The 22,402-nt window shown below is 30.5% G+C and carries 18 protein-coding genes and 5 tRNA genes; 17 read left to right on the top strand and 6 right to left on the bottom strand.

Going from position 1 to position 22,402, the window contains the following annotated elements; all coding sequences use genetic code 11:
• Positions 1–230 precede the first annotated feature (230 nt).
• The 6 genes from DIS07_RS08500 to uvrA form a co-directional block, all read right to left on the bottom strand.
• On the bottom strand, positions 231–2,684 hold the full coding sequence (locus DIS07_RS08500; RefSeq protein WP_109404811.1) for an alpha-ketoacid dehydrogenase subunit alpha/beta: 2,454 nt from the start codon (positions 2,682–2,684) through the stop codon (positions 231–233).
• 175 nt (positions 2,685–2,859) lie between these two features.
• Positions 2,860–4,518, bottom strand: coding sequence for a hypothetical protein (locus DIS07_RS08495; RefSeq protein ID WP_109404810.1), 1,659 nt, complete (start codon positions 4,516–4,518; stop codon positions 2,860–2,862).
• Between the two features lie 10 nt (positions 4,519–4,528).
• Positions 4,529–5,218 (bottom strand): hypothetical protein, encoded by a 690-nt coding sequence (locus DIS07_RS08490; protein WP_109404809.1) that lies wholly within the window; start codon positions 5,216–5,218, stop codon positions 4,529–4,531.
• An 86-nt stretch (positions 5,219–5,304) separates the two neighbouring features.
• Positions 5,305–8,115 (bottom strand): gluzincin family metallopeptidase, encoded by a 2,811-nt coding sequence (locus tag DIS07_RS08485; protein ID WP_109404808.1) that lies wholly within the window; start codon positions 8,113–8,115, stop codon positions 5,305–5,307.
• Positions 8,116–8,197: 82 nt separating this feature from the next.
• Positions 8,198–8,905 (bottom strand): LOG family protein, encoded by a 708-nt coding sequence (locus DIS07_RS08480; RefSeq protein WP_109404807.1) that lies wholly within the window; start codon positions 8,903–8,905, stop codon positions 8,198–8,200.
• Between the two features lie 45 nt (positions 8,906–8,950).
• Positions 8,951–11,773: an excinuclease ABC subunit UvrA gene (gene uvrA, locus DIS07_RS08475; protein ID WP_109405058.1), complete on the bottom strand. Its 2,823-nt coding sequence runs from the start codon at positions 11,771–11,773 to the stop codon at positions 8,951–8,953.
• A gap of 176 nt (positions 11,774–11,949) precedes the next feature.
• Here uvrA and DIS07_RS08470 point away from each other — a divergent pair, with 176 nt between their 5' ends.
• The 17 genes from DIS07_RS08470 to nusG all read left to right on the top strand — a co-directional run bounded on the left by DIS07_RS08470 (position 11,950) and on the right by nusG (position 22,331).
• Positions 11,950–12,171: a PspC family transcriptional regulator gene (locus DIS07_RS08470; protein WP_109404806.1), complete on the top strand. Its 222-nt coding sequence runs from the start codon at positions 11,950–11,952 to the stop codon at positions 12,169–12,171.
• 3 nt (positions 12,172–12,174) lie between these two features.
• Positions 12,175–13,173 (top strand): potassium channel family protein, encoded by a 999-nt coding sequence (locus DIS07_RS08465; protein ID WP_109404805.1) that lies wholly within the window; start codon positions 12,175–12,177, stop codon positions 13,171–13,173.
• Entirely contained in the window at positions 13,173–14,072 is a 900-nt protein-coding gene (locus DIS07_RS08460; protein ID WP_109404804.1) for an SDR family oxidoreductase, read from the top strand. The genes DIS07_RS08465 and DIS07_RS08460 overlap by 1 nt, the downstream gene beginning before the upstream one ends.
• Positions 14,073–14,158: 86 nt before the next feature.
• Positions 14,159–15,745, top strand: a complete 1,587-nt coding sequence (locus DIS07_RS08455) for an alanine/glycine:cation symporter family protein (RefSeq protein WP_109404803.1) — start codon at positions 14,159–14,161, stop codon at positions 15,743–15,745.
• Between the two features lie 10 nt (positions 15,746–15,755).
• A complete protein-coding gene (locus DIS07_RS08450; RefSeq protein WP_109404802.1) occupies positions 15,756–16,655 on the top strand; it encodes a helix-hairpin-helix domain-containing protein in 900 nt (299 codons plus the stop codon).
• A 20-nt stretch (positions 16,656–16,675) separates the two neighbouring features.
• Positions 16,676–17,842 carry an acyl-CoA dehydrogenase family protein gene (locus DIS07_RS08445; RefSeq protein WP_109404801.1) on the top strand — a complete coding sequence of 389 codons (1,167 nt, stop codon included), beginning with the start codon at positions 16,676–16,678 and terminating at the stop codon, positions 17,840–17,842.
• Between the two features lie 353 nt (positions 17,843–18,195).
• Positions 18,196–18,393 carry a 30S ribosomal protein S21 gene (gene rpsU / locus DIS07_RS08440; RefSeq protein WP_015480739.1) on the top strand — a complete coding sequence of 66 codons (198 nt, stop codon included), beginning with the start codon at positions 18,196–18,198 and terminating at the stop codon, positions 18,391–18,393.
• 99 nt (positions 18,394–18,492) lie between these two features.
• The gene (locus DIS07_RS08435; RefSeq protein WP_109404800.1) at positions 18,493–19,380 is read left to right on the top strand and encodes a tyrosine-type recombinase/integrase; all 888 of its coding nucleotides are present in this window, start codon (positions 18,493–18,495) and stop codon (positions 19,378–19,380) included.
• Between the two features lie 3 nt (positions 19,381–19,383).
• Positions 19,384–19,692 (top strand): ribosome hibernation-promoting factor, HPF/YfiA family, encoded by a 309-nt coding sequence (gene hpf / locus DIS07_RS08430; protein WP_109404799.1) that lies wholly within the window; start codon positions 19,384–19,386, stop codon positions 19,690–19,692.
• 107 nt (positions 19,693–19,799) lie between these two features.
• Positions 19,800–19,873 (top strand) — tRNA-Thr (locus DIS07_RS08425).
• Positions 19,874–19,909: 36 nt separating this feature from the next.
• Positions 19,910–19,991 (top strand) — tRNA-Tyr (locus DIS07_RS08420).
• Positions 19,992–20,004: 13 nt separating this feature from the next.
• Positions 20,005–20,077: transfer RNA gene (locus DIS07_RS08415), tRNA-Gly, on the top strand.
• A gap of 15 nt (positions 20,078–20,092) precedes the next feature.
• Positions 20,093–20,165: transfer RNA gene (locus DIS07_RS08410), tRNA-Thr, on the top strand.
• A 60-nt stretch (positions 20,166–20,225) separates the two neighbouring features.
• Positions 20,226–21,413, top strand: coding sequence for an elongation factor Tu (gene tuf / locus DIS07_RS08405; RefSeq protein ID WP_109404798.1), 1,188 nt, complete (start codon positions 20,226–20,228; stop codon positions 21,411–21,413).
• 82 nt (positions 21,414–21,495) lie between these two features.
• Positions 21,496–21,568, top strand: a tRNA-Trp gene (locus tag DIS07_RS08400).
• A 15-nt stretch (positions 21,569–21,583) separates the two neighbouring features.
• Complete coding sequence (secE, locus tag DIS07_RS08395) at positions 21,584–21,772, top strand: preprotein translocase subunit SecE (protein ID WP_109404797.1); 189 nt, start codon at positions 21,584–21,586, stop codon at positions 21,770–21,772.
• A gap of 10 nt (positions 21,773–21,782) precedes the next feature.
• A complete protein-coding gene (gene nusG, locus DIS07_RS08390) occupies positions 21,783–22,331 on the top strand; it encodes a transcription termination/antitermination protein NusG (protein WP_109404796.1) in 549 nt (182 codons plus the stop codon).
• Positions 22,332–22,402: the final 71 nt, after the last annotated feature.

Genomic DNA, 22,402 nt, shown 5'->3' with positions numbered 1-22,402 from the left:
ATGATAATTTATTTTGATGTGTAAATATAGTAGAAAATATATTATATTTTATAGCTTGTAGTAGATTAGTTTAAGATTTTATTTGATTTAATATATCAATTAAAGGTAATTTAGTATAATAATTTTAATATAATATGTAATATAAGGTTGGGGGATTTTTATTATTACATAAATCAAAAAAAGTCGTGATACTATCACGACTTTTTTATGAAATAAAATAAACTAACTTTTTAATAAAGGGATTTGTATTTAAGAGGATTTGATTCGGAAATAATTTCATAAATTTTCTCAAAAATATCTTCAGCAGAAGGTTTAGAGAAATAATCTCCGTCTGTACCATAAGCAGGTCTATGTTCTTTAGAAGTTAATGTTGCGGGTTTACTATCTAAATAAATATATCCATTTTGTTTTTCTAATATTTCTTGTAAAATATATGCTGATGCACCTCCTGGAACATCTTCATCTATAACAAGTAATTTGTTTGTTTTTGACAAACTTTTTACACAATCATGGTTTAAATCAAAAGGAAGTAAGCTTTGAGCATCTATAATTTCTATATCTATATCTACTTGAATTAACTCTTTAGCAACTTCTTGAACTATTTTTAAAGTAGATCCATATGATACCACAGTAATATCTTTACCTTCTTTTACTGTTTCTACCACACCAATAGGAGTTTTGAATTCTCCTAGATTTATAGGGAGCTCTTCTTTTAATCGATATCCATTTAAGCACTCTATTACTAGGGCTGGATCATCACCTTCTAATAGTGTATTATAAAACCCAGCAGCTTTTGTCATATTTCTAGGAACAAGAACGTGTATTCCTCTTATATTATTTATAATTCCTCCCATCGGAGACCCAGCATGCCAAATTCCTTCTAATCTATGACCTCTAGTTCTAATAATTAATGGAGCTTTCTGTTTACCATATGTTCTGTATCTGAGTGTTGCTAAATCATCACTCATAATTTGAAGAGCATATAACAAATAATCTAGATATTGAATTTCAGCAATAGGTCTTAAACCTCTCATGGCTAATCCTATTCCTTGACCAATAATAGTTGCTTCTCTAATTCCTGTGTCAGAAACTCGAATATCACCATACTTTTCTTGGAGTCCTTCCAGTCCTTGATTAACATCACCTATAAAACCAGCGTCTTCACCAAAAATAATAACCTCTGGATATTTAGAAAGTATCGCGTCAAAATTATTTTTCATTATAATTCTTGCGTCAACTAGATTTTTAGTGTCGGAGTAGGTAGGTGATTTTTCATTAACAGCTAAAGGACTTAAATTGTTTTCACTAATTAAGGTAGAAGAATATTTTTCTTTTGCTTCGTTTAGTGATTTTTTTATAAAGTTTTGCAAAAGAATTTTCTCAGCAAAACTTTCATCTTTAAGATACCTAAGAGATTTTCTTGCAGCGGTTAAAACATCTTTTCTATTAGGCTCTATAATTGCTAATAAATCTTTTTGAATTTTTTTAATAAAAGTACCATTATTACTTTTATTAGAGGCTTTTTCTAGAATTTGTGCACATTGAGATAATTCAGATTTTATTTCGCCCAAATATTTGTTCCAAGCATTTCTTTTAGCACTTCTAACTTCTCTTTTAGCATCTTTTTCTAGTAATAAGATTTCTTCTTCTGATTCTACAAAACGAAGTTTTTCTCCTGATTCTGTCTCCAATTCAAAATCTAAAATCCATTGACGCATTTTATCAATGCAGTCATATTCTTTTTCCCAATTTAATCTTGTTTTAGATTTGTATCTCTCATGAGAACCAGAAGTAGAATGGCCCTGAGGTTGAGTCAATTCTTTAACATGAATTAATACTGGTACATGTTGTTCTCTAGCTATTTTACTAGCTTTATTGTAAACGTCTACTAATTGAACATAATCCCATCCATTAACAACAATAATTTCATAACCTTCTTTTTTATGTTCTCTCTGGAATCCTTTTAAAATTTCAGAAATACTTTCTTTTGTGGTTTGGTGCTTTGCATGTACCGAAATTCCATATTCATCATCCCATACACTCATTACCATTGGAACTTGTAACACTCCTGCAGCATTGATGGTTTCAAAGAATAAACCTTCACTAGTGCTTGCATTTCCAATTGTACCCCAAGCTACTTCATTTCCATTATTAGAGAAATGAGTTTTATGTTGAACGCTTTTTTCATTTCTATATATTTTAGATGCTTGAGCCAAACCTAGTAAACGAGGCATTTGTCCTGCTGTAGGAGAAATGTCTGAGCTAGAATTATATTGTTTGGTTAAATCTTTCCAACTTCCGTCTTCATTTAAACTATGAGTAGCAAAATGCCCTCCCATTTGTCTACCTGCAGACATTGGGTCAGCTTCGATATTAGTATGTGCATATAGACCAGCGAAAAATTGTTGAGCGGTAAGCTCACCAATAGCCATCATAAAAGTTTGATCTCTGTAATAACCACTTCTAAAATCTCCAATTTTAAAGGCTTTAGCCATTGCTAATTGTGGAACTTCTTTTCCATCTCCAAAAATCCCAAACTTAGCTTTACCAGTTAAAACTTCTCTTCTTCCGAGTAAACTACATTCTCTACTTATTTTCGCTATTTTATAGTCGTTAAGAACTTCTGTTCTAAAATCTTCAAAAGAGAGTTTTTGTTTTTTTTTAGATAAAGTTTTTTCTAACATTTAAGAGAATATTAAGGTGATGCAAAGATAATGATATTAATTGAAATTTAAAAATTAAGAAAAATATTGTGAATTTGATAAAAAACACACAAATTAACATTTAAAAAATGAATAAAATATAAAAAAAGCAAGCACAGACATTCTGTGCTTGCTATAAAGAAAACTTTATATTCTTTTAAAAGAATTTATCACAAAGTGATTGAGGAACTTGATAATTATGGTTAATATATTCTGTCTTATCAAATGTCATTGTTTGTGTGTAGTACTTTCCTCTGTAATAAGTTCTAAATTCATAAGGTTTATTAAGTTCTATTTGTCTAATAGTTACTCTTCCTCTATAAACGTAGCCGATGTATCTCCAGTATCCATTAGTTTTCATATATAAAGGAATGGTAGGAGCTATTAAAGTACCATTACAAACTCCTTTATAGCTTACTGTTACATTTACTAAGTTTGGTAATTGAGAAACGATAGGACTCATATTCACATTTACTGTTCCAGAACAACCATCAAAAGCCTGAGATTTAAATAATACACTACCTTTTCTATATCTACTTCTTCCACTATAAACAACCATTTGCAATTGTCTACCAGAGGGAGCATTTCTTAAATCAAATGTTTGACCGTCATAGAATGTTTTCGTTTTTCCAGAAAAATTTGAAACGGATTGATTTGTACCTGCAAAAACAAAATCAGTAAATAAACGTTTGGAATTACTTCTAGATACTCCATTCATAGTTAAACTTATTTTAGCTAAAGGAGTTCTAGTCCATCTTCCGTTAGTTCTGGTCCAGCTTCTACATCTTCTTCCTTTAAAATCTAAATTATACCATGATAAGTGAGTAGTAGTATATTTTACTTCTAGACCACCGTTACCATCATCCGATACTTTTCCTTTGAAATGGTAATCCCATTTTCCATCATCTTTACTGTAAGACCAAATAGGTACTTCGTCTCCAGCCTTTACTGGTGCTCCAGTATCTGGATTCACAAAATCAGGAGCCACTTTCATGGTAATAGTTATAGGTTTAGAGAATTGTTTTACCTCTTTGTTTCCTATTTTCATGTCTATAGATACAAAACCAGCAGTTTGAAAATAAGCTTCAGTATCAACATTTCCATTTTCATCAGTAATTGCTTCAGGAGTAAAACCTCCAGGGAAAGATGATAAAGCCTCGTCATCAGTATTACTAAAGTGTACAACTTCACTTTCTATTTTTGAACCAGATATATTATTCCCATTTTCATCCATAAACATAGTACCAGAGTCAACTTTCACAACTGATTTTGTTTTTGCTTTAACGGCAGTAGTTTCTATTGTAAAATCAGAATCTAACATATTGTTTGATAGATTTTTTGATGATGAAGTATAGTCTATACCTTTAGGAGTACTGAATTTATTTACAACATTTGCACTAAAGGTCGCAATAGAATCAGATTCAGTTAAAATTACAGGAATTGTTGTTGTTAAGTAATTGTCTCCTGATATTTTTAACATAAATTGTACAGGATCTTTGCTAGTGTTTTTGTTTGGATTAACGGCCAAAGCAATAGCCCCATCAACAACCTTAAGGTTTGATATATCCTCTCCCGCATCGGTAACAAGCTTATTGGCATCTGCACCCATTACTTCAACTTTTAATACGTTCTCTCCTTGAAGATTGTTTTGGTCTGAAGGGTCAAATATTTCAACTAATACTTGTTGTGCAAAAATATCAGTGTTGATTTCTAATTGAAAATCATCAAGTTTATCAAAACTTTTACAAGATGTTATGATAATTGCTGTAAATGCAAAAACAGCTAAAGATAGTTTAATAATTTTATTCGTTTTCATATTGTGTTTTTTAAAATTTGTAAGATAATCTAAATAGTATTCTAGGGATAAATTTTAAATCTGAAAGAGCCTCACGAAGAGTATCTTCTTGATTTGCTGTTGGTGCTAATAACTTAGAGGCTTGTAGGTTAACATCCGGAGAATTAGAGATGTAAGTTCCTAACTCTATACCGAAACCTAGACGCCTTTTAGGGACGGCTCTACCAAATCCTAAACCAACATATGGTGCAGCACCGGACCAAGTTGTTTCGGCTGTAATTTCTCCTACATCTTGTTTGGTGACAGTTACATTTCCAACAGTAATGTCTTCGGTATAAGTAGCAACTCCGTTTAATGAAAAATCAGAAAAAATACCTAAACCAGCAATAAATTTAAATGAAGAATTAAGAGAGGGTGTCCATTCAAAACCAATGTCATATACAGATGATTTAAAATTAATTAAAGCATTTATGGTTTCTCCATCTAATTCAATATCGTTTTGTTCATAATCTTTAAGTGTATAAGAATGCCAAACAACTTTTGCGCTAATTTTTGGACTAATTTTTCTAGCATATTCAATACCAAAACCAGGTACACCGAAAGAAACAGCAATTGCGTTTTTCTTTTCTTTTTTAATGTTATCTCCAGAATCTTCTTGAGAAAAAGTTGGAGAAATAAATAAGCAGGAGCTTAGTAAAAAAATGTAAATTTTTCTTTTCATTTTGTTTTTTTTTGATTAATAATGTAACAAAATTAAGTAAAAAAATAGGAATAAAATAAAATTTTAAGAAATAAAGTGTTTTTTCTTTATAAGAAACCTCTTCTAAAAAAATTAAAAATTGAACCAAAATCTCCGCTTAGTGTAAATCTAATTTTTTCTGGGTAAGATGCTTGAGAGATTTCCCAACCATTATTTGAGTAGAACGGAAAGTAAATTTCAAAAATTCTGTCAATGAAATTTAATCGTATTCCGTTTTCATAAGCAAAATAAACTGGAGTTTCTTTGTTTTTTAAAAACGCAACATCATTGTAAAACTCTACCCATCTCCATAAACCAACACTAGAGTTAAATGCCAACATAGATTGATTTGCGAATCTTGTTGGTAAAACAGATTTAAAACCACCCTCTGCAATGATAAATTGTTTGCTAAAAATTCCAGAATCTTCAGACCTTCCAAAATAATTCAATTCAAACAAATAATCATTAGCTCTATCTAATCCAAAACTAAAATAATCACTAGTTGTATGGTTACTTAAAAATGTACCAGCAAAAATTCGAAAATCCAGCTGAGTGTTTGAAGTTGTTAATGATCTATATCTAATGTCTAAAGATGCCTTAGAAAACTCTTTAGAAAATTCAGTATTAAAACTATACCTAGATTCTTTTATAATATCAGATTTGTTAAAGTTATAGCTTAAACTAAAGACACTGTAATTATCTTGAGAGGTTTTAGTCAAATTTGGTGCAATTTCTTTATCGATATGAAGTAATTTAGCTCGTAAAGATTTAAAGCTAGCATCTCTAAGTGTTGGTCTTTTAAAAATTACATCTATATAAGGAATAAATGATTTATAAGAAAGGTTTGGAGCATAATCAAGTGTACTACCAACCATACCAACAGCTATTTTGTAAATTTTAGTTTTTTCGAAATACTGATTAAATATAAGATTGAAACTACCAGTTAACGTTTTGCTTTTTGTAGCATATGCCGGATAAATTTTAAATTCAAAGTTTCTTTTTATCAAAGGCTTGTTATGAAGTTTCATTCCTAAAATTAGCCCATTGTAAAAATTATAGCTAAATTCAGGTTGGTAAAAAAACTGATTATAATAAGGGTCGTTAATATCCTTGAAAAAAGAAAATTTTAAAGGTTTGTTAAAAATTTTACGATCTAGTTTTTCCCAATTGTCAAAGGTATTATGTTCAGGATATAAATTTTCATAATTTAAAACTAACTGATCGTAATTCTTGTTCTGAATAGAAATTGTCTCAGAAGTTTTAATGCCTTTAAACCATTTTTTAAAAATAATAGAATCTTTTTTTAAACCATAGAGAGCAAAGGGGGTGGTAATATTTCTTTTGTTTTTTATTGTTATGTTAAGACTATCTTGTTTAGTAGATATTTTTTTTATGGTGTAATCAATTTTCTTACTCGTATTAATGTAATCACCAAAAAACCAATCTATATCTTTATTTGTTTTACGAGAAAGTATATTATAAAACTGTTGACTAGAAATTATTTCTAACCTATTCTTTAAATAAAGTTCTTTTATGGTTTTTTTTAAAACATCATCTTCTAGATATTCGTTAAGGTATTTAAAACCAAGTCCAGCTTTATATTTATTGACAATTTTTCTATTGAAATTAGATAAAGAATCAGCAGGTGTGGTTAGTGCTTGATCTAAAAATTTTCTGGCGGTAAATTGATAAACAAACTGGTATTTATCATTAAAATTGAGTTTAGAAATGTTAAAGCTTTTTACTGGCCAAAAATCTGAAAATTTTCCAAGTAGCTTAATTTCTGGATAAAACTTAGCAACATATTCAATCATTAAATAGTTCTGCAATCCATCGATAAACCAGTGATCTTTTCTTTTGTTTATTAAAATAGTGTTTTCAAGATACTTTTTTGTAAGCGCTTTAAACATGGTTACATCCCATTTAAAAACATCAGAAAAAGGTCTTAAAAAATTGGGCAATTGGTTTAAACCGTAAATAGGATTTTTTCTCTGAGTTACTTTGTCGATATAAATTTCTTGATGAGGATATTTGCCAAGGTATTCTTCTAAAAATAATAATTCTCTATTTAAAATATTTGTGGTGAGTTTATAATCGATTTCTTTATTGATAACATCTGTATGAACATCTGCAAGATTGGTTTTAAAAGTTTTGAACTTATTTTTTTTGTAAATACCTAATATGATATCAGTCTTGTTTTTTCCAATTAAAAAATAATTGTTAAAACTGTCTTTTTTTGTTTCGTATTGATATAAATTACTTTCTACTACAAACTCTTTAGGTGTATTTAAGTCAATTTTAAAATCTGTAGGATGTTCGTATAAATCATCTAAATTTAGATTACTCATTAATTGCCAACCATTATCATAAACCACTGGAGTTAAATACCAATATCTTAGATGAAAACCGTTTTTATTTGCACCATACCCCGTAAATTTTGAATTTGGTATTTTTACAATGTAAGTAGCATAAATTTCTAAGCTATCGTTTGGTATAAGAGGCTTTTTAAGAGGAATCTCTACAATATCTGAATGGTTTTTCAACTCATTGTATTCGCTATTTTCAAAGTTTACAGTAATGTTTTTAATGTCAGAAAAACCTAAATATTTTTTTTTAGAAAAATATAAATCTTTCCTAAAGTCTTCGATAAATCTTTTAGAAAGTGGGGTTTTTCTATCTCTGTAACTATTGGGCCAATTATGTAAATATATTCTACTGAGAATAGAATCACTTTTATTGTGAATTGTAATTTTTTGCTGAATATTTAATTTATTTTCTTTTGCATCTAAAGTTGCTTTTATTTTGATGCGATTTTGCTGAGAAAAACCCTGCAAAGACAATAAAAGAAAGATTATTAATATATTACTGATCGCTTTCAACTATTTTTTTCTATAATTTATTTTTTAACGGATGTATTTTAAATAAAATTTATGTTCTTGATTTAATAAAAAGCATAAAATTCTAAAAATTAGGTTTTAATTGATATTTTGAATAGAATTTATTTAAATGCGCTATCGCTTCATCAGCACTATCTACCAATCTAAATAGGTTTAAATCTTTTTCACTAATATTTCCTTCTTCCAAGAGAGTGTTTTTTATCCAATCTAATAAACCTCCCCAGAATTTTTTACCAACTAAAACTATTGGGAAACGACCAATTTTATGGGTTTGAATTAAAGTGATTGCTTCAAAAAGCTCATCCATAGTTCCAAACCCACCAGGCATAACAATAAAACCTTGAGAGTATTTAACAAACATTACTTTACGAACAAAAAAGTAATCAAAATCTAAGCTTTTACCTGGGTTAATCCATGGGTTATCATGTTGTTCGAATGGTAGTTCGATGTTTAATCCAACAGAAATACCTTTACCTCTATGAGCACCTTTATTACCAGCTTCCATTATTCCTGGTCCGCCACCAGTAATTACACCATAACCATTTTGAGTCAATTTAAAAGCAACTTCTTCAGCTAACTTATAATAAGGATGATCTGGCTTCGTTCTTGCTGAACCAAAAATTGATACACAAGGTCCGATTTTGCTTAAACGTTCATAACCTTCTACAAATTCAGCCATTATTTTAAAAATAGCCCAAGAGTCATTTGTTTTTATTTCGTTCCATGTTTTTTGTTGTAGTTTTTCTCTAATTTTTCTTTCGTCATTAGTCATAATCTAAATTTTTTAAAATTATTATTTTGAAAAAATAAATGCTTGCTAAATTAGTTCTTTTTTCAAAAACTTTGCGGTGTAACTTGTTTTATGTTTAGCAACTTGTTCCGGTGTTCCTGTGCATAAAATATTTCCGCCTTTTTTTCCACCTTCCATTCCAACATCAATAATGTAATCTGCTAATTTTACCACATCTAAATTGTGCTCAATAATTAACACAGTATTTCCTTTATCGGCTAATTTATTTAAAACCTCCATTAAGACTCTAATATCTTCAAAATGAAGTCCTGTAGTTGGTTCGTCTAAAATATAAAAAGTATTTCCAGTATCTCTTTTGGATAATTCTGATGCTAACTTAATACGTTGAGCCTCACCACCAGAAAGTGTTGTAGATTGTTGTCCTAAAGTAATATAGCCTAGACCAACATCTTTAATGGTTTTTAGTTTTCTGTAGATTTTAGGAATGTTTTCAAAGAAATTCGTAGCATCTTCAATAGTCATATTTAAAACATCAGAAATTGATTTTCCCTTGTAGCGAATTTCTAGAGTTTCTCTGTTAAAACGTTTTCCTTGACAAGTTTCACATTCTACATGAACATCTGGTAAAAAGTTCATTTCTATGACACGAACACCACCACCTTGGCAAGTTTCACAACGTCCTCCCTTTACATTAAAAGAAAATCGACCAGGTTTGTAACCGCGAATAGCAGCTTCGGGTGTTTTTGCAAATAAACTTCTAATTTCATCAAAAGTTTTGGTGTATGTTGCAGGATTAGAGCGTGGAGTTCTACCAATTGGAGATTGATCAATATCAATAACTTTATCAATATTTTCAAGACCTTCAATTTTCTTGTAAGGCATTGGTTTCTTAACACCTCTGTAGATATGAGCATTTAAAATAGGGTATAAAGTTTCATTGATTAAAGTAGATTTTCCACTACCAGAAACACCAGTTACACAAATCATTTTTCCTAAAGGAAAATCAACAGAAACATTTTTTAAATTGTTGCCAGAGGCTCCTTTTAACTTTATGTTTTTGCCATTTCCTTCTCTTCGTTTTTTAGGAACTGCAATTTCTTTTTTGCCTGTTAAGTAATCTGATGTTAATGTAGATTGTTTTGTTAATTGTGTAAAAGTTCCTGAAGAAACAATTTCACCTCCGTGTCTACCAGCACCTGGACCAATATCAAAGACAAAATCAGCATGTTCCATCATATCTTTGTCGTGTTCAACCACTAAAACAGAATTACCAACATCACGTAATTTAATTAAAGAGTCTATTAATTTTTGATTATCTCTCTGATGTAAACCAATACTTGGTTCATCTAAAATATAGAGAACTCCAACCAATTGCGATCCAATTTGAGTAGCTAGTCTAATGCGTTGGGCTTCGCCTCCAGAGAGTGATTTCGAGGTTCTGTCTAAAGTTAAATAATCTAAACCTACATCTAATAAAAATTGGATGCGGGTTCTAATCTCTTTTAATATTTCTGATGCTATTGTAAGTTGTTTCTCTGATAAATTGTTTTCAATATCTTTAAACCATAGAGCTAATTCAGTAACATCCATTTGGGCTAAATCACTGATGTTTTTATTTGTAATTTTAAAATGAAGTGCTTCTTTTTTTAATCTTTTACCTTTACAAGTAGAGCAAGAAACTTCATCCATAAATCCTTTTGCCCAGCGTTTTATAGAGGTGCTTTCTGCACTTTTGTATTGATTACCAATAAATGCTACAATGCCTTCGAAATCTATTTTGTAATTTCGGGTAATACCAACTGTTTTAGATTCGATCTCAAAAGATTCATTACCACCATTTAATATAACTTCTAAGGCTGCTTCTGGAATATCTTTTATAGCATCAGTTAATTTAAATTGATACCTTTCTGCTATATTTTGAAGTTGTTTAAAGATCCAACTATTTTTTTGTTCACCTAAAGGGATAATTCCACCATTTTTTATAGAAACAGAGTGGTCGGGTATAACTTTTTTAAGATTGATTTCTTGGGTAATACCTAGCCCATTACATTGGTTACAGGCACCTTTTGGTGAATTAAAAGAAAAGGTGTTTGGTTCTGGGTTTGGATATGCAATTCCTGTTGTAGGGCACATTAATTCACGACTAAAATAACGAGGATTATTGTCATTAATATCGATAACCATCATAATGTTGTTACCTGAGTACAAAGCGGTCTTAATCGTTTCTTCTAAACGTTTTTCAGCGGATTTATTAATAAGTAATCTGTCAATAACAACTTCAATATCATGCGTTTTGTATCTATCTAAACGCATTCCTTTTTCAATTTCTCTTATTTCTCCGTCTACTCGAACACGAACAAAACCTTGTTTAGAGATTTGCTCAAACAATTCACGATAATGTCCTTTTCTAGATTTGATTAAAGGTGCTAAAATCGCTACTTTTTTATCGTTAAAATCTTTTAAAATGAGTTTTCTAATTTGTTCATCAGAATAACTAACCATTTTTTCTCCAGAATTATAAGAATACGCTTCAGCTGCCCTTGCAAACAATAATCTTAAAAAATCGTATATTTCTGTAATTGTACCTACAGTTGAGCGTGGACTTTTATTAGTGGTTTTTTGCTCTATAGAAATTACTGGAGAAAGACCATCAATTTTATCAACATCTGGTCTTTCTAATCCACCTAAAAATTGTCTGGCATATGCTGAAAATGTTTCTATGTAACGTCTTTGACCTTCAGCATAAATAGTATCAAAAGCCAAAGAAGATTTCCCACTACCACTCAAACCTGTAATAACCACAAGTTTTTCTCGAGGGATTTTTACATCAATATTTTTTAAATTATGGGCTCTAGCTCCATAGACTTCTATGTATTCTTGGTTTTTCAAATGAGGTGATTTTTTTTGCAAAAACGCAAAGTTAATCAATATGAATTAAAAAAATGGAGAATATTAGATCTCATAAATGTTAAGATTTTCTTGCAAATAATAAACTAAATTTGAAAACATTAGTATTGAAATCAAATCATAAAATAGTATCTTGCAACTAAATATTATAATGTAAAATGATAGATAATATTCGCCATTTTTTTGAAAGAAACGGATTTCATGTTTCATCAAGATTAGCAGACAGAATAGGGATGAGAGCCTTGAATGTGCGATTATTTTTTATTTATGTGACATTTTTTACTGTAGGTTTATCATTTGGATTTTACTTAACATTAGCATTTTTATTAAAGCTAAAAGACATGTTGTATACCAAAAGAAGTTCGGTTTTTGATTTATAATTAATGAAAGTATTAGAATCTAAAATAAATAAAACATTGTTCTTGGTAATTTCAATAATTGCCATTGGAACCTTAGGCTATATACTTTTGTCTGGGTATTCGTTTGTAGATGCATTGTATATGACAGTAATTACCATAACTACAGTAGGTTTTGGTGAAGTTCAGCCATTTACATCAGAAGAGAAAATTTTTACAATTTTTTTAATTTTAACTAGTATATCCGTTTTTGGTTATGCTGTATCATCATTTTCAGAATATTTAGTTAGCGGTAGATTATTTGAACATTTTAAACATAGAAAAGTGGAAAAACAAATATCACATTTAAAAGGGCATACCATAGTTTGTGGGTATGGTAGAAATGGAAAACAAGCTATTTTAAAATTAAAAAACTATAATAAAAGATTTGTAGTTGTCGAGAAAGATAAAGAAAGATCAGAGCTATTAGATGCTGAAGAGCTTTTAAATATTAATGGCGATGCAACATTAGATGAAACTTTAATAAGAGCAGGTATAGAAAAAGCTGCTTATTTAATTACTGCTTTACCTTCTGATGCAAATAATTTATTTGTAGTATTAACTGCAAGTCAGTTAAATAAAAATTGCAAGGTAATTAGTAGGGCATCCAATGAGTCTTCATATAGTAAATTAAAGATTGCTGGTGCAGATAACGTAATTATGCCCGATAAATTAGGTGGTGATCATATGGCGTCTTTAGTGACTACTCCAGATGTTATTGAGTTTGTAGACAGGTTAACTATTGAAGGTGAGACAACTGCAAATTTAGAAGAAATTTATGTAGATGATTTACCTAAAAAGTTTTGGGGTAAAACCATTTTAGATTTAGATTTAAGAAATCAAACAGGTTGTACAGTTATTGGTTTTAGAAACCCTGATAAAGATTATGTTATAAACCCTGAAGCCTCAACAAAATTGGTTCAGAAAGCGCATTTGATTGTTTTAGGTAGGCCAGAACAAATATCAAAATTGAGAGAATTATTCTAATGAATAAAGTTGTCATAACCGGAAGTAATGGGTTGTTGGGACAATCTCTATTAAAACTATTACTTCAAGTAAAAGAAAAATATCAAGTTTTTGGTTTTTCAAAAGGGAAGAATAGAAGTGGTAGAAATGACTTCGAATATGTTTCTATAGATATTACTAAAAAAGAAAAACTTAAAGAATTACTTTTAGAAATTCAACCAAATTTTATTATCAATACAGCTGCTATGACTCAGGTTGATGATTGTGAAATCAATAAATCAGCTTGTGATGTCTTAAATATTGATGTTGTAAAATTCTTAGCATTAATTTCTGATAAAATTAATGCACATTTAATCCATATTTCAACAGATTTTATTTTTGATGGTAAAAAAGGCAACTATAAAGAAGATGATGAGCCAAATCCATTAAGTTATTATGGATTATCAAAGTTGAAGTCTGAAGAAGTATTGATTAATTCTAAAATCAATTATACCATTCTTAGGACTATTTTAGTTTTTGGTAAAGTGTATGATATGAGTAGAAGTAATATTGTTCTTTGGGTAAAATCAATGTTAGAACAAAATAAAAAAATTACTATAGTTGATGATCAATATAGAGCGCCAACTTATGTAGAAGATTTGGCTATGGCTTGTAAAATTTCTATGGATATTAGAGCTACTGGAATTTATAATATTTCATCTAATAAATTGTTGAGTGTTTATGAAATTGCTCAACAAATAGCAGAAGTTTTTCAATTAGATAAAGGTTTAATTAAACCAATCTCTACATCCACACTAAATCAAACAGCACCAAGACCAGCTAAAACTGGATTTGATTTATCAAAAACTAATAGAATACTTAAGCTTTATCCAAAATCATTCAAAGAAGATTTACAAAGATTTAAAGAAACCTTGATGTAAAAATCACTTTTAACGCTTAAAAGTTGTCAAAAGTGCAATTTTTTATGATATTGCGGACTGCTAATTATAAAATAACTAATTATATTATGAAGAAAAAACTTCTATCATTGTTGCTTTTTGCGACACCAATTTTAACTTTTGCACAAGAAAAAGGTTTAGATCAACAGATTGATGAAGCATTTGGAGATGCAACAGGGTGGTTTGTAGATATAGTTTTTTACCAAATTCCTTTTACAGATACTATAAGTATTTATTGGGTTTTGTTTCCGTTGATTTTAGGAGCATTATATTTTACATTTTATTTCAATTTTATAAATTTTAAAGGTTTTTTTACTTCAATAAATATTGTTAGAGGTAAATATGATGATTTAGAGGGAAGGAAAGATCATAAAGTAGAAATTCAAAAGTCAGAATTTACTGATGAAGAAGATAACCCAGATACTATAAGAGTGGAGGGGCACGAAGGTGAGGTTTCACACTTTCAAGCATTAACAGCGGCATTATCCGCAACAGTTGGATTAGGTAATATAGCAGGAGTTGCAATTGCAGTTTCTATTGGAGGAGCTGGAGCTACGTTTTGGATGATCGTAGCAGGTTTCTTAGGAATGGCATCAAAATTTGTAGAATGTACATTAGGTGTAAAATATAGAGACATAGAAGCAGATGGAACCGTGTATGGTGGCCCAATGTATTATTTAACAAAAGGATTAAAAAATAAAACTTTAGGAAAAATATTAGCGGCTTTATTTGCGATTTTTGTAATTGGAGGTTCTTTTGGAGGTGGTAATATGTTTCAAGTAAACCAAGCTTTTCAATTAGTTGAAAATATTACTGGAGGAGAGCAATCTTTCTTAAACGGTTATGGTTGGGCATTTGGTCTAGTTATGGCGGTTTTAGTTGGTATTGTTATAATTGGTGGAATCAAAAAAATAGCAAAAGTAACAGATAAAATTGTACCTTTTATGGTGGCGATTTATGTGGCAGCTTCTTTGTATGTGATTTTTTACAATTACGATATGATTGGTGATGCTTTTGGTCAAATTTTTAGTGGTGCATTTAGCCCTGAAGGAATTGCAGGTGGTGCAGTAGGAGTTTTAGTACAAGGGTTTAGAAGAGCAGCTTTTTCAAATGAGGCTGGTATCGGTTCTGCATCAATAGCACATTCAGCTGTAAAAACCAAATACGCAGCAAGTGAAGGTATGGTGGCATTATTAGAACCATTTATTGATACAGTTGTGGTTTGTACAATGACTGCTTTAGTTTTAATTATTACTGGAAATGTAGCAGCAGAAAACGCTTCGTTAAATGATGCACAAGCAATTTTATTAACTTCTGGAGCATTTGAATCAGCAATTTCTTGGTTTCCTTATGTATTAACAGTTGCAGTTGTTTTATTTGCTTTTAGCTCAATGATTTCTTGGTCATATTATGGTTTTCAAGGTTGGGTATATTTATTCGGAAGATCTAAAAAAATGGAATATACTTATAAAGTAATTTTCTGTATCTTCGTAGTAATTGGTGCTGCAGCAAGTCTTGGTTCTGTAATTGGCTTCTCAGATGCTATGGTATTTGCTATGATGGTTCCAAATATGATTGGTTTAGTTATTCTTGCACCAAAGGTGAAAGGAGAGTTAGCAAAGTACATGAATGCTATAAAGAGTAGAGAAGCGTAAATAATTTTTTATGAAAATATTCAAATCCCATTTCTGGTATAACAAAAACCAACGAAATGGGATTTTTTTATTGGTAATACTCATTATAGTATTACAATCGTTTATTTTTTTTGGTAATTTTTTTTCGGATAAACAAATAGAGTTAAACTCTCCAGAAGTTTTAGCCTTTCATAAAGAAATAGATAGATTAAAAGCGATTGAAATTGAAAATAGAAAGCCAAAAATCTATCCTTTTAATCCAAACTATATAACTGATTTCAAAGGTGAACAATTAGGTATGTCTTTAATAGAAATTGATAGGTTGTTGGCTTTCAGAAAAGACAATAAGTTTGTTAATTCTATAAAAGACTTTCAAAAGGTAACTCAAGTTTCAGATAGTTTGCTTAATAGAATTGCGCCTTATTTTAAATTTCCAGATTGGGCTGTTAAACAAAATAAAAATGTAAGTTACAATAGAAATGTCAATTCGAACACAATCGAGAAATATCGAAAACCAAAACATAAGCTATCAACAACAGATATTAATAAAGCAACCCAAGAAGATTTCAAAACAATTTACGGAATTGGTGATAAATTATCTGAGCGTATTATTAAGTATCGTTCTAAATTACAAGGATTTTATTTTGAAAAACAGATTTATGAAGTTTGGGGATTAGAAAAAACGGTTGCTAAAAATATTATCAAAACCTTTAAAATTATAAATAAACCAATTATCAAGAAAGTAAATGTAAATACTGTTACTTTCAAGCAATTACTTAAAAATCCTTATATAGATTTTAATCTTTGTAAAAAGATTTTTGAGTACAGAGAAGAAGTTGCTGAAATTCAAAATTTAACAGAATTACAACACATCAAAGATTTTCCTTTAGAGTTGTATGATAGAATAGTCTTATATTTGTTGGCTGAATAATAAAAAAAATTTCGAGCCTAATGAGCAGTATGTATTTTACTGAAGAACACGAAGCTTTTCGTGCAAGTTTCAAAGAATTTTTACAGAAAGAAGTGGTTCCTCATATTGATAAATGGGAAAAAAACGGAGAGATTGAGCGTTTTATCTGGAGGAAGTTTGGAGAAATGGGGTATTTTGGATTGTCAACACCAGAAGAATATGGAGGCTTAGATTTAGACCTTTTTTACACGGTTGTCTTCCTAGAAGAATTGCAAAAAATTAACTCAGGCGGATTTGCGGCGGCAATGTGGGCTCATGAGTATTTAGCAATGACACATTTGAATAAAGAAGGTAATGATTTTCAGAAAAAAAAATATTTAACACCTAGCGCAGAAGGAGACATGATTGGCTGTTTGTGTATTACAGAGCCTTTCGGAGGAAGTGATGTTGCGGGGATGCGTTCTACAGCGATTAAACAAGGTGACAAGTATATCTTAAATGGTTCAAAAACGTTTATTACAAATGGTGTTTATTCAGATTATTTGGTTGTAGCTGCAAAAACAGATCCTACAGATAAATACAAAGGGATTAGTATTTTTGTAGTAGATAGAGATTCAAAAGGAGTTTCTGCAACCAAATTAGACAAATTAGGTTGGAAAGCATCAGATACCGGAGAAATTGCTTTTGATAATGTAGAAGTTCCGGAAGAGAATCTTTTAGGTGAAGAAGGGAAAGGCTTCCCTTATATTATGCAGCATTTTGCTTTAGAAAGATTATTAATGGGTGTAAATGCTCACGCTAGAGCTGATTTCGCTGTTGATTATGCTTTAGAATATATGAAAGAAAGAGTGGCTTTTGGAAAATCTTTAGAAAGATTTCAAGTATTAAGGCATAAGATTGCAGAAATGGCAAGTAGGGTAGATATGTGTAGAGAGTACAATTATTCTATTGCTAAAAGACTTAATGACGGTCAGTACGTGGTAAAAGAAGCTAGCATGTCTAAATTATTGTCAACAAAAATGGCAGATGAGGTTATTTATGATGCATTACAACTTTTAGGAGGTTATGGTTATATGGAAGAATACCCAATGGCAAGATTGTTAAGAGATAGTAGATTAGGACCCATTGGCGGAGGAACTTCTGAAATTTTAAAAGAAATTATCGCAAAAATGGTAATTGATGGCAAAGAATATAAACCTGCTACTTAAAATATTAAAGATTTCTTTTTGTTTGAATTTTTGCGAAAATTACCTTCATTGTCGCAAAAATGGTAATTGATTGTAAAGAACATTAACTAAAAAAGTAACAATACTTTTTTAATAATTATTAGCAAATTTGTGTATTATCTTAAGGTCGTACTTTACATTGTGTCTTTTTTATCATGCTTCAAAAAAAGGTTATTATTTCAATCCCATACGTAAAAAAGCTTCTTTATAAAAGAAAATGAAAAATAAAACTGTAATTCATAATTAATAATTATCTTTGCAGTCCAAAAATTATAAATCAACAGTTTATACTGTTATAAAATACTAAAGATACGTATGAAGGGAGGTGCCAACTTATGTTAATTATACCAGTTAAAGAAGGAGAGAATATAGATAGAGCTTTAAAACGTTACAAACGAAAGTTTGACAGAACTAAGACTATGAAAAACTTACGTAACAGAAAAAACTTTACAAAGCCATCTGTTGCAAAAAGAGCTCAAAGAATTAAAGCTTCTTACGTTCAACGCTTAAGAACACAAGAAGAAGTAGGTTAGAAATATCTACTAAATAATATAAATCTCGCACTAAGTTTAGTGCGAGATTTTTTTTTGCGCAAAATTTTGTAGCTTTACTATTCTCTTAATAATTATGGCTTGATAAATTCATTTTTAGAATACTTATCCTTTGAAAAAAAATATTCTGTGCATACTGTAACAGCATATAAAAATGATTTAATTTCATTTAAAGATTTTTTGATTATTAAATATGATCAAGAGAATGTATTGGAAGTTAATTACAGTCAAATAAGAAGTTGGATAATTGCTTTGGTCGATTTAAAAATGTCTCATAGAACCATAAATAGAAAAGTAAGTTCATTAAAATCATTCTATAAATTTTTACAAAAAACACAACTAATAGAAATAAATCCTTTAGCAAAACATAAAGCATTAAAAGTACCAAAAAAAGTTCAAATACCATTTACAGCAAAAGAGATTAATCAAGTAATAGAAATGTCAAGTGGTAAGAATGATTTTACATCAGTTAGAAATAAACTTATAGTAGAACTGTTTTATTCAACAGGGATTAGAAGAGCAGAATTAATTAATCTTAAGGAAAATGATATTAATTTTTTAGATAAAACGATTAAAGTTCTCGGTAAAAGAAATAAAGAGCGTTTTGTTCCATTGTTGAATTCAGTGAGTCAAACATTGAATAAATATATAAATTTAAAAAAACAATTTTCGATTGGATTAGAAGAACTTTTTATAACAGAAAAAGGAAATAAAATATATGAAACTCTTGTTTACAGAATTATAAATTCTTACTTTAGTACGGTGTCTTCAAAAGTAAAAAAAAGCCCTCATATATTAAGGCATTCTTTTGCTACACATTTGTTGAATGAAGGAGCAGATTTGAATTCTGTTAAAGAATTATTAGGGCATTCTTCTTTAGCTTCAACACAAGTCTATACTCATAGTAGTCTTGATGCTATAAAAAAAGTATATAACCAAGCTCACCCTAGGGGCAATAAAAATGAATGAAGTATGAAAGTATTTACACAGTCAGTTAACTTTAACGCAGACAAAGAATTAATTAAGTATGTAGAAGATAAAGTATCTTCTCTAACCAAGTTTCATGATAAAATAGTAGATGCTGAAGTGTTTTTAAAAGTTCAAAACACTAGTGATAAAGAAAATAAAATAACAGAAGTTAAAATTAATATCCCAGGAAGTGAATTAATTGTAAAAAGAGAAACAAAAACATTTGAGGAAGGTGTAAATACCGCAGTAGATAACTTGAAAAGGCAATTAAAAAGATCAAAAGAAAAACACAGAGATTCTTTGATTTCATAAAAAGAGAAAAAAAAGAAAAAAATAATTACAAAAAGTTTTAGAAATAAAAAAAACTTTATACATTTGCAATCCGTTAGAAATAGCGGGTTGTTTTTTTGCAATAAAAAGCCGATGTAGCTCAGCTGGCTAGAGCAGCTGATTTGTAATCAGCAGGTCGTGGGTTCGAGTCCCTCCATCGGCTCAAAAACGTAAAAGTTCATTAATATAGTAAATTAGAGGGGAGATACTCAAGCGGTCAACGAGGACGGACTGTAACTCCGTTGGTTTCACCTTCGCAGGTTCGAATCCTGCTCTCCCCACAATTTACATTATGCGAAAGTAGCTCAGTTGGTAGAGCGTCAGCCTTCCAAGCTGAATGTCGCCGGTTCGAACCCGGTCTTTCGCTCAAAAATCCAACAAAGCCGGTGTAGCTCAGTTGGTAGAGCGCATCCTTGGTAGGGATGAGGTCACGGGTTCAAATCCCGTCATTGGCTCATTTAAGTTAGAGTATTAGACACTAAATATATTTAAACTAAGAATTAAAATTAATAATCATGGCAAAAGGAACTTTTGACCGTTCGAAACCACACTTAAATATTGGTACTATCGGACACGTAGATCACGGTAAAACAACTTTAACTGCTGCTATTACAAAAGTACTAGCTGATGCAGGATTATCAGAAGCGAAAGATTTTGATCAAATCGATAACGCTCCCGAAGAAAAAGAAAGAGGTATCACAATTAATACTTCTCACGTAGAATATCAAACAGCTAATCGTCACTATGCTCACGTTGATTGTCCAGGTCACGCGGATTATGTAAAGAACATGGTAACTGGTGCTGCTCAAATGGATGGAGCTATCTTGGTAGTAGCTGCTACTGATGGTCCAATGCCACAAACAAGAGAGCATATCTTATTAGGTCGTCAGGTAGGTATTCCACGTATCGTTGTTTTCTTGAACAAAGTTGATATGGTTGATGATGAGGAGCTTTTAGAATTAGTAGATATGGAAGTTAGAGAATTATTATCTTTCTATGATTATGATGGTGATAATGGTCCTGTTGTTTCTGGTTCAGCTTTAGGAGCTTTAAATGGTGAGCAAAAATGGGTTGACACTGTAATGGAGTTAATGGAAGCTTGTGATTCTTGGATTGAAGAGCCATTAAGAGAGGTTGATAAAGATTTCTTAATGCCGATTGAGGATGTATTTTCTATTACTGGTCGTGGTACAGTTGCTACAGGTCGTATCGAAACAGGTATTGCTAATACAGGTGATGCTGTAGATATTATTGGTATGGGTGCTGAGAAATTATCTTCCACAATTACTGGTATTGAAATGTTTCGTCAAATCTTAGATAGAGGTGAGGCAGGAGATAATGCAGGTATCTTGTTGAGAGGTATTGCAAAAGAAGATATTAAAAGAGGTATGGTAATCTGTAAGCCAGGTTCTGTAACTCCACATGCGAAATTCAAAGCTGAGGTTTACGTTCTTAAGAAAGAAGAAGGTGGTCGTCACACACCATTCCACAACAACTATCGTCCTCAGTTCTATGTAAGAACAACAGATGTAACGGGTACTATTAATTTACCTTCAGGAGTTGAAATGGTAATGCCAGGAGATAACTTAACTATTACAGTTGACTTGATTCAGCCAATTGCATTAAATGTTGGTTTGCGTTTTGCAATCCGTGAGGGTGGTAGAACAGTAGGAGCAGGACAAGTAACTGAATTATTAGACTAATAATAATATTTAATTAGTTTTTTAATTAATAAACATAAGGGTGTCACGTTATTTGCGTGACGCCTTTATCAATGAATAAGAAACGGGTTTAGCTCAGTTGGTAGAGCACTGGTCTCCAAAACCAGTTGTCGGGAGTTCGAGCCTCTCAACCCGTGCAAAATAAAAGTAAGATGAACTTTATACAATATATCAAAGATTCTTTTGATGAACTAAGTAATCACATGACTTGGGTTTCTAAAGAAGATGCTCAAAAAACTACTGTAACTGTAGCGGTTTTTACAATAATTTTTGCATTAGCGGTTGCTGGTATAGATTATGTTTTTCAAACTGGATTAGATAACTTTTTCAAATTATTTTAAGAAATAAATTATGGCTGATTCAGTAATGAAATGGTATGTTGTAAGAGCTATTGGTGGGCAAGAGAATAAAGTTAAATCTTACATAGAAACAGAAATTTCTAGAGTAGGGTTATCTGACTATGTTAGTCAGGTAATTGTACCAACTGAAAAGGTTGTTCAAATTAGAAACGGAAAAAAAGTTAACAGAGAAAGAGTTTATTTTCCTGGATATATTATGGTTGAGGCTAACCTTTCAGGTGAAGTGCCTCACGTAATAAAGTCAATTACAGGTGTTATTGGATTTTTAGGTGAGACAAAAGGAGGCGAACCTGTACCTATGCGAAAATCTGAAGTAAATAGGATGTTAGGTAAAGTTGATGAACTTTCTGTACAAGATGAAAATATTGCTATTCCTTATAGTGTAGGAGAAACAGTAAAAGTTGTAGATGGTCCTTTTAATGGTTTTGACGGAACTATTGAAAAAGTAAATGAAGAGAAGCGTAAGCTTGAAGTAATGGTTAAAATCTTCGGAAGAAAAACACCATTAGAATTAAGTTATATGCAAGTAGAAAAGATATAATTGTTACACAAATATATACCGATTTGTTTTTGAGCTTCCAACTATAAAACAAATCATTAAACATTTTAAAA

Origin of the sequence: Polaribacter aquimarinus, assembly GCF_003129485.1 — a bacterium.
GTDB lineage: Bacteria > Bacteroidota > Bacteroidia > Flavobacteriales > Flavobacteriaceae > Polaribacter > Polaribacter aquimarinus.
The sequence above is the reverse complement of the archived record's forward strand: the minus strand, read 5'-3'. Positions and strand labels throughout refer to the sequence as shown.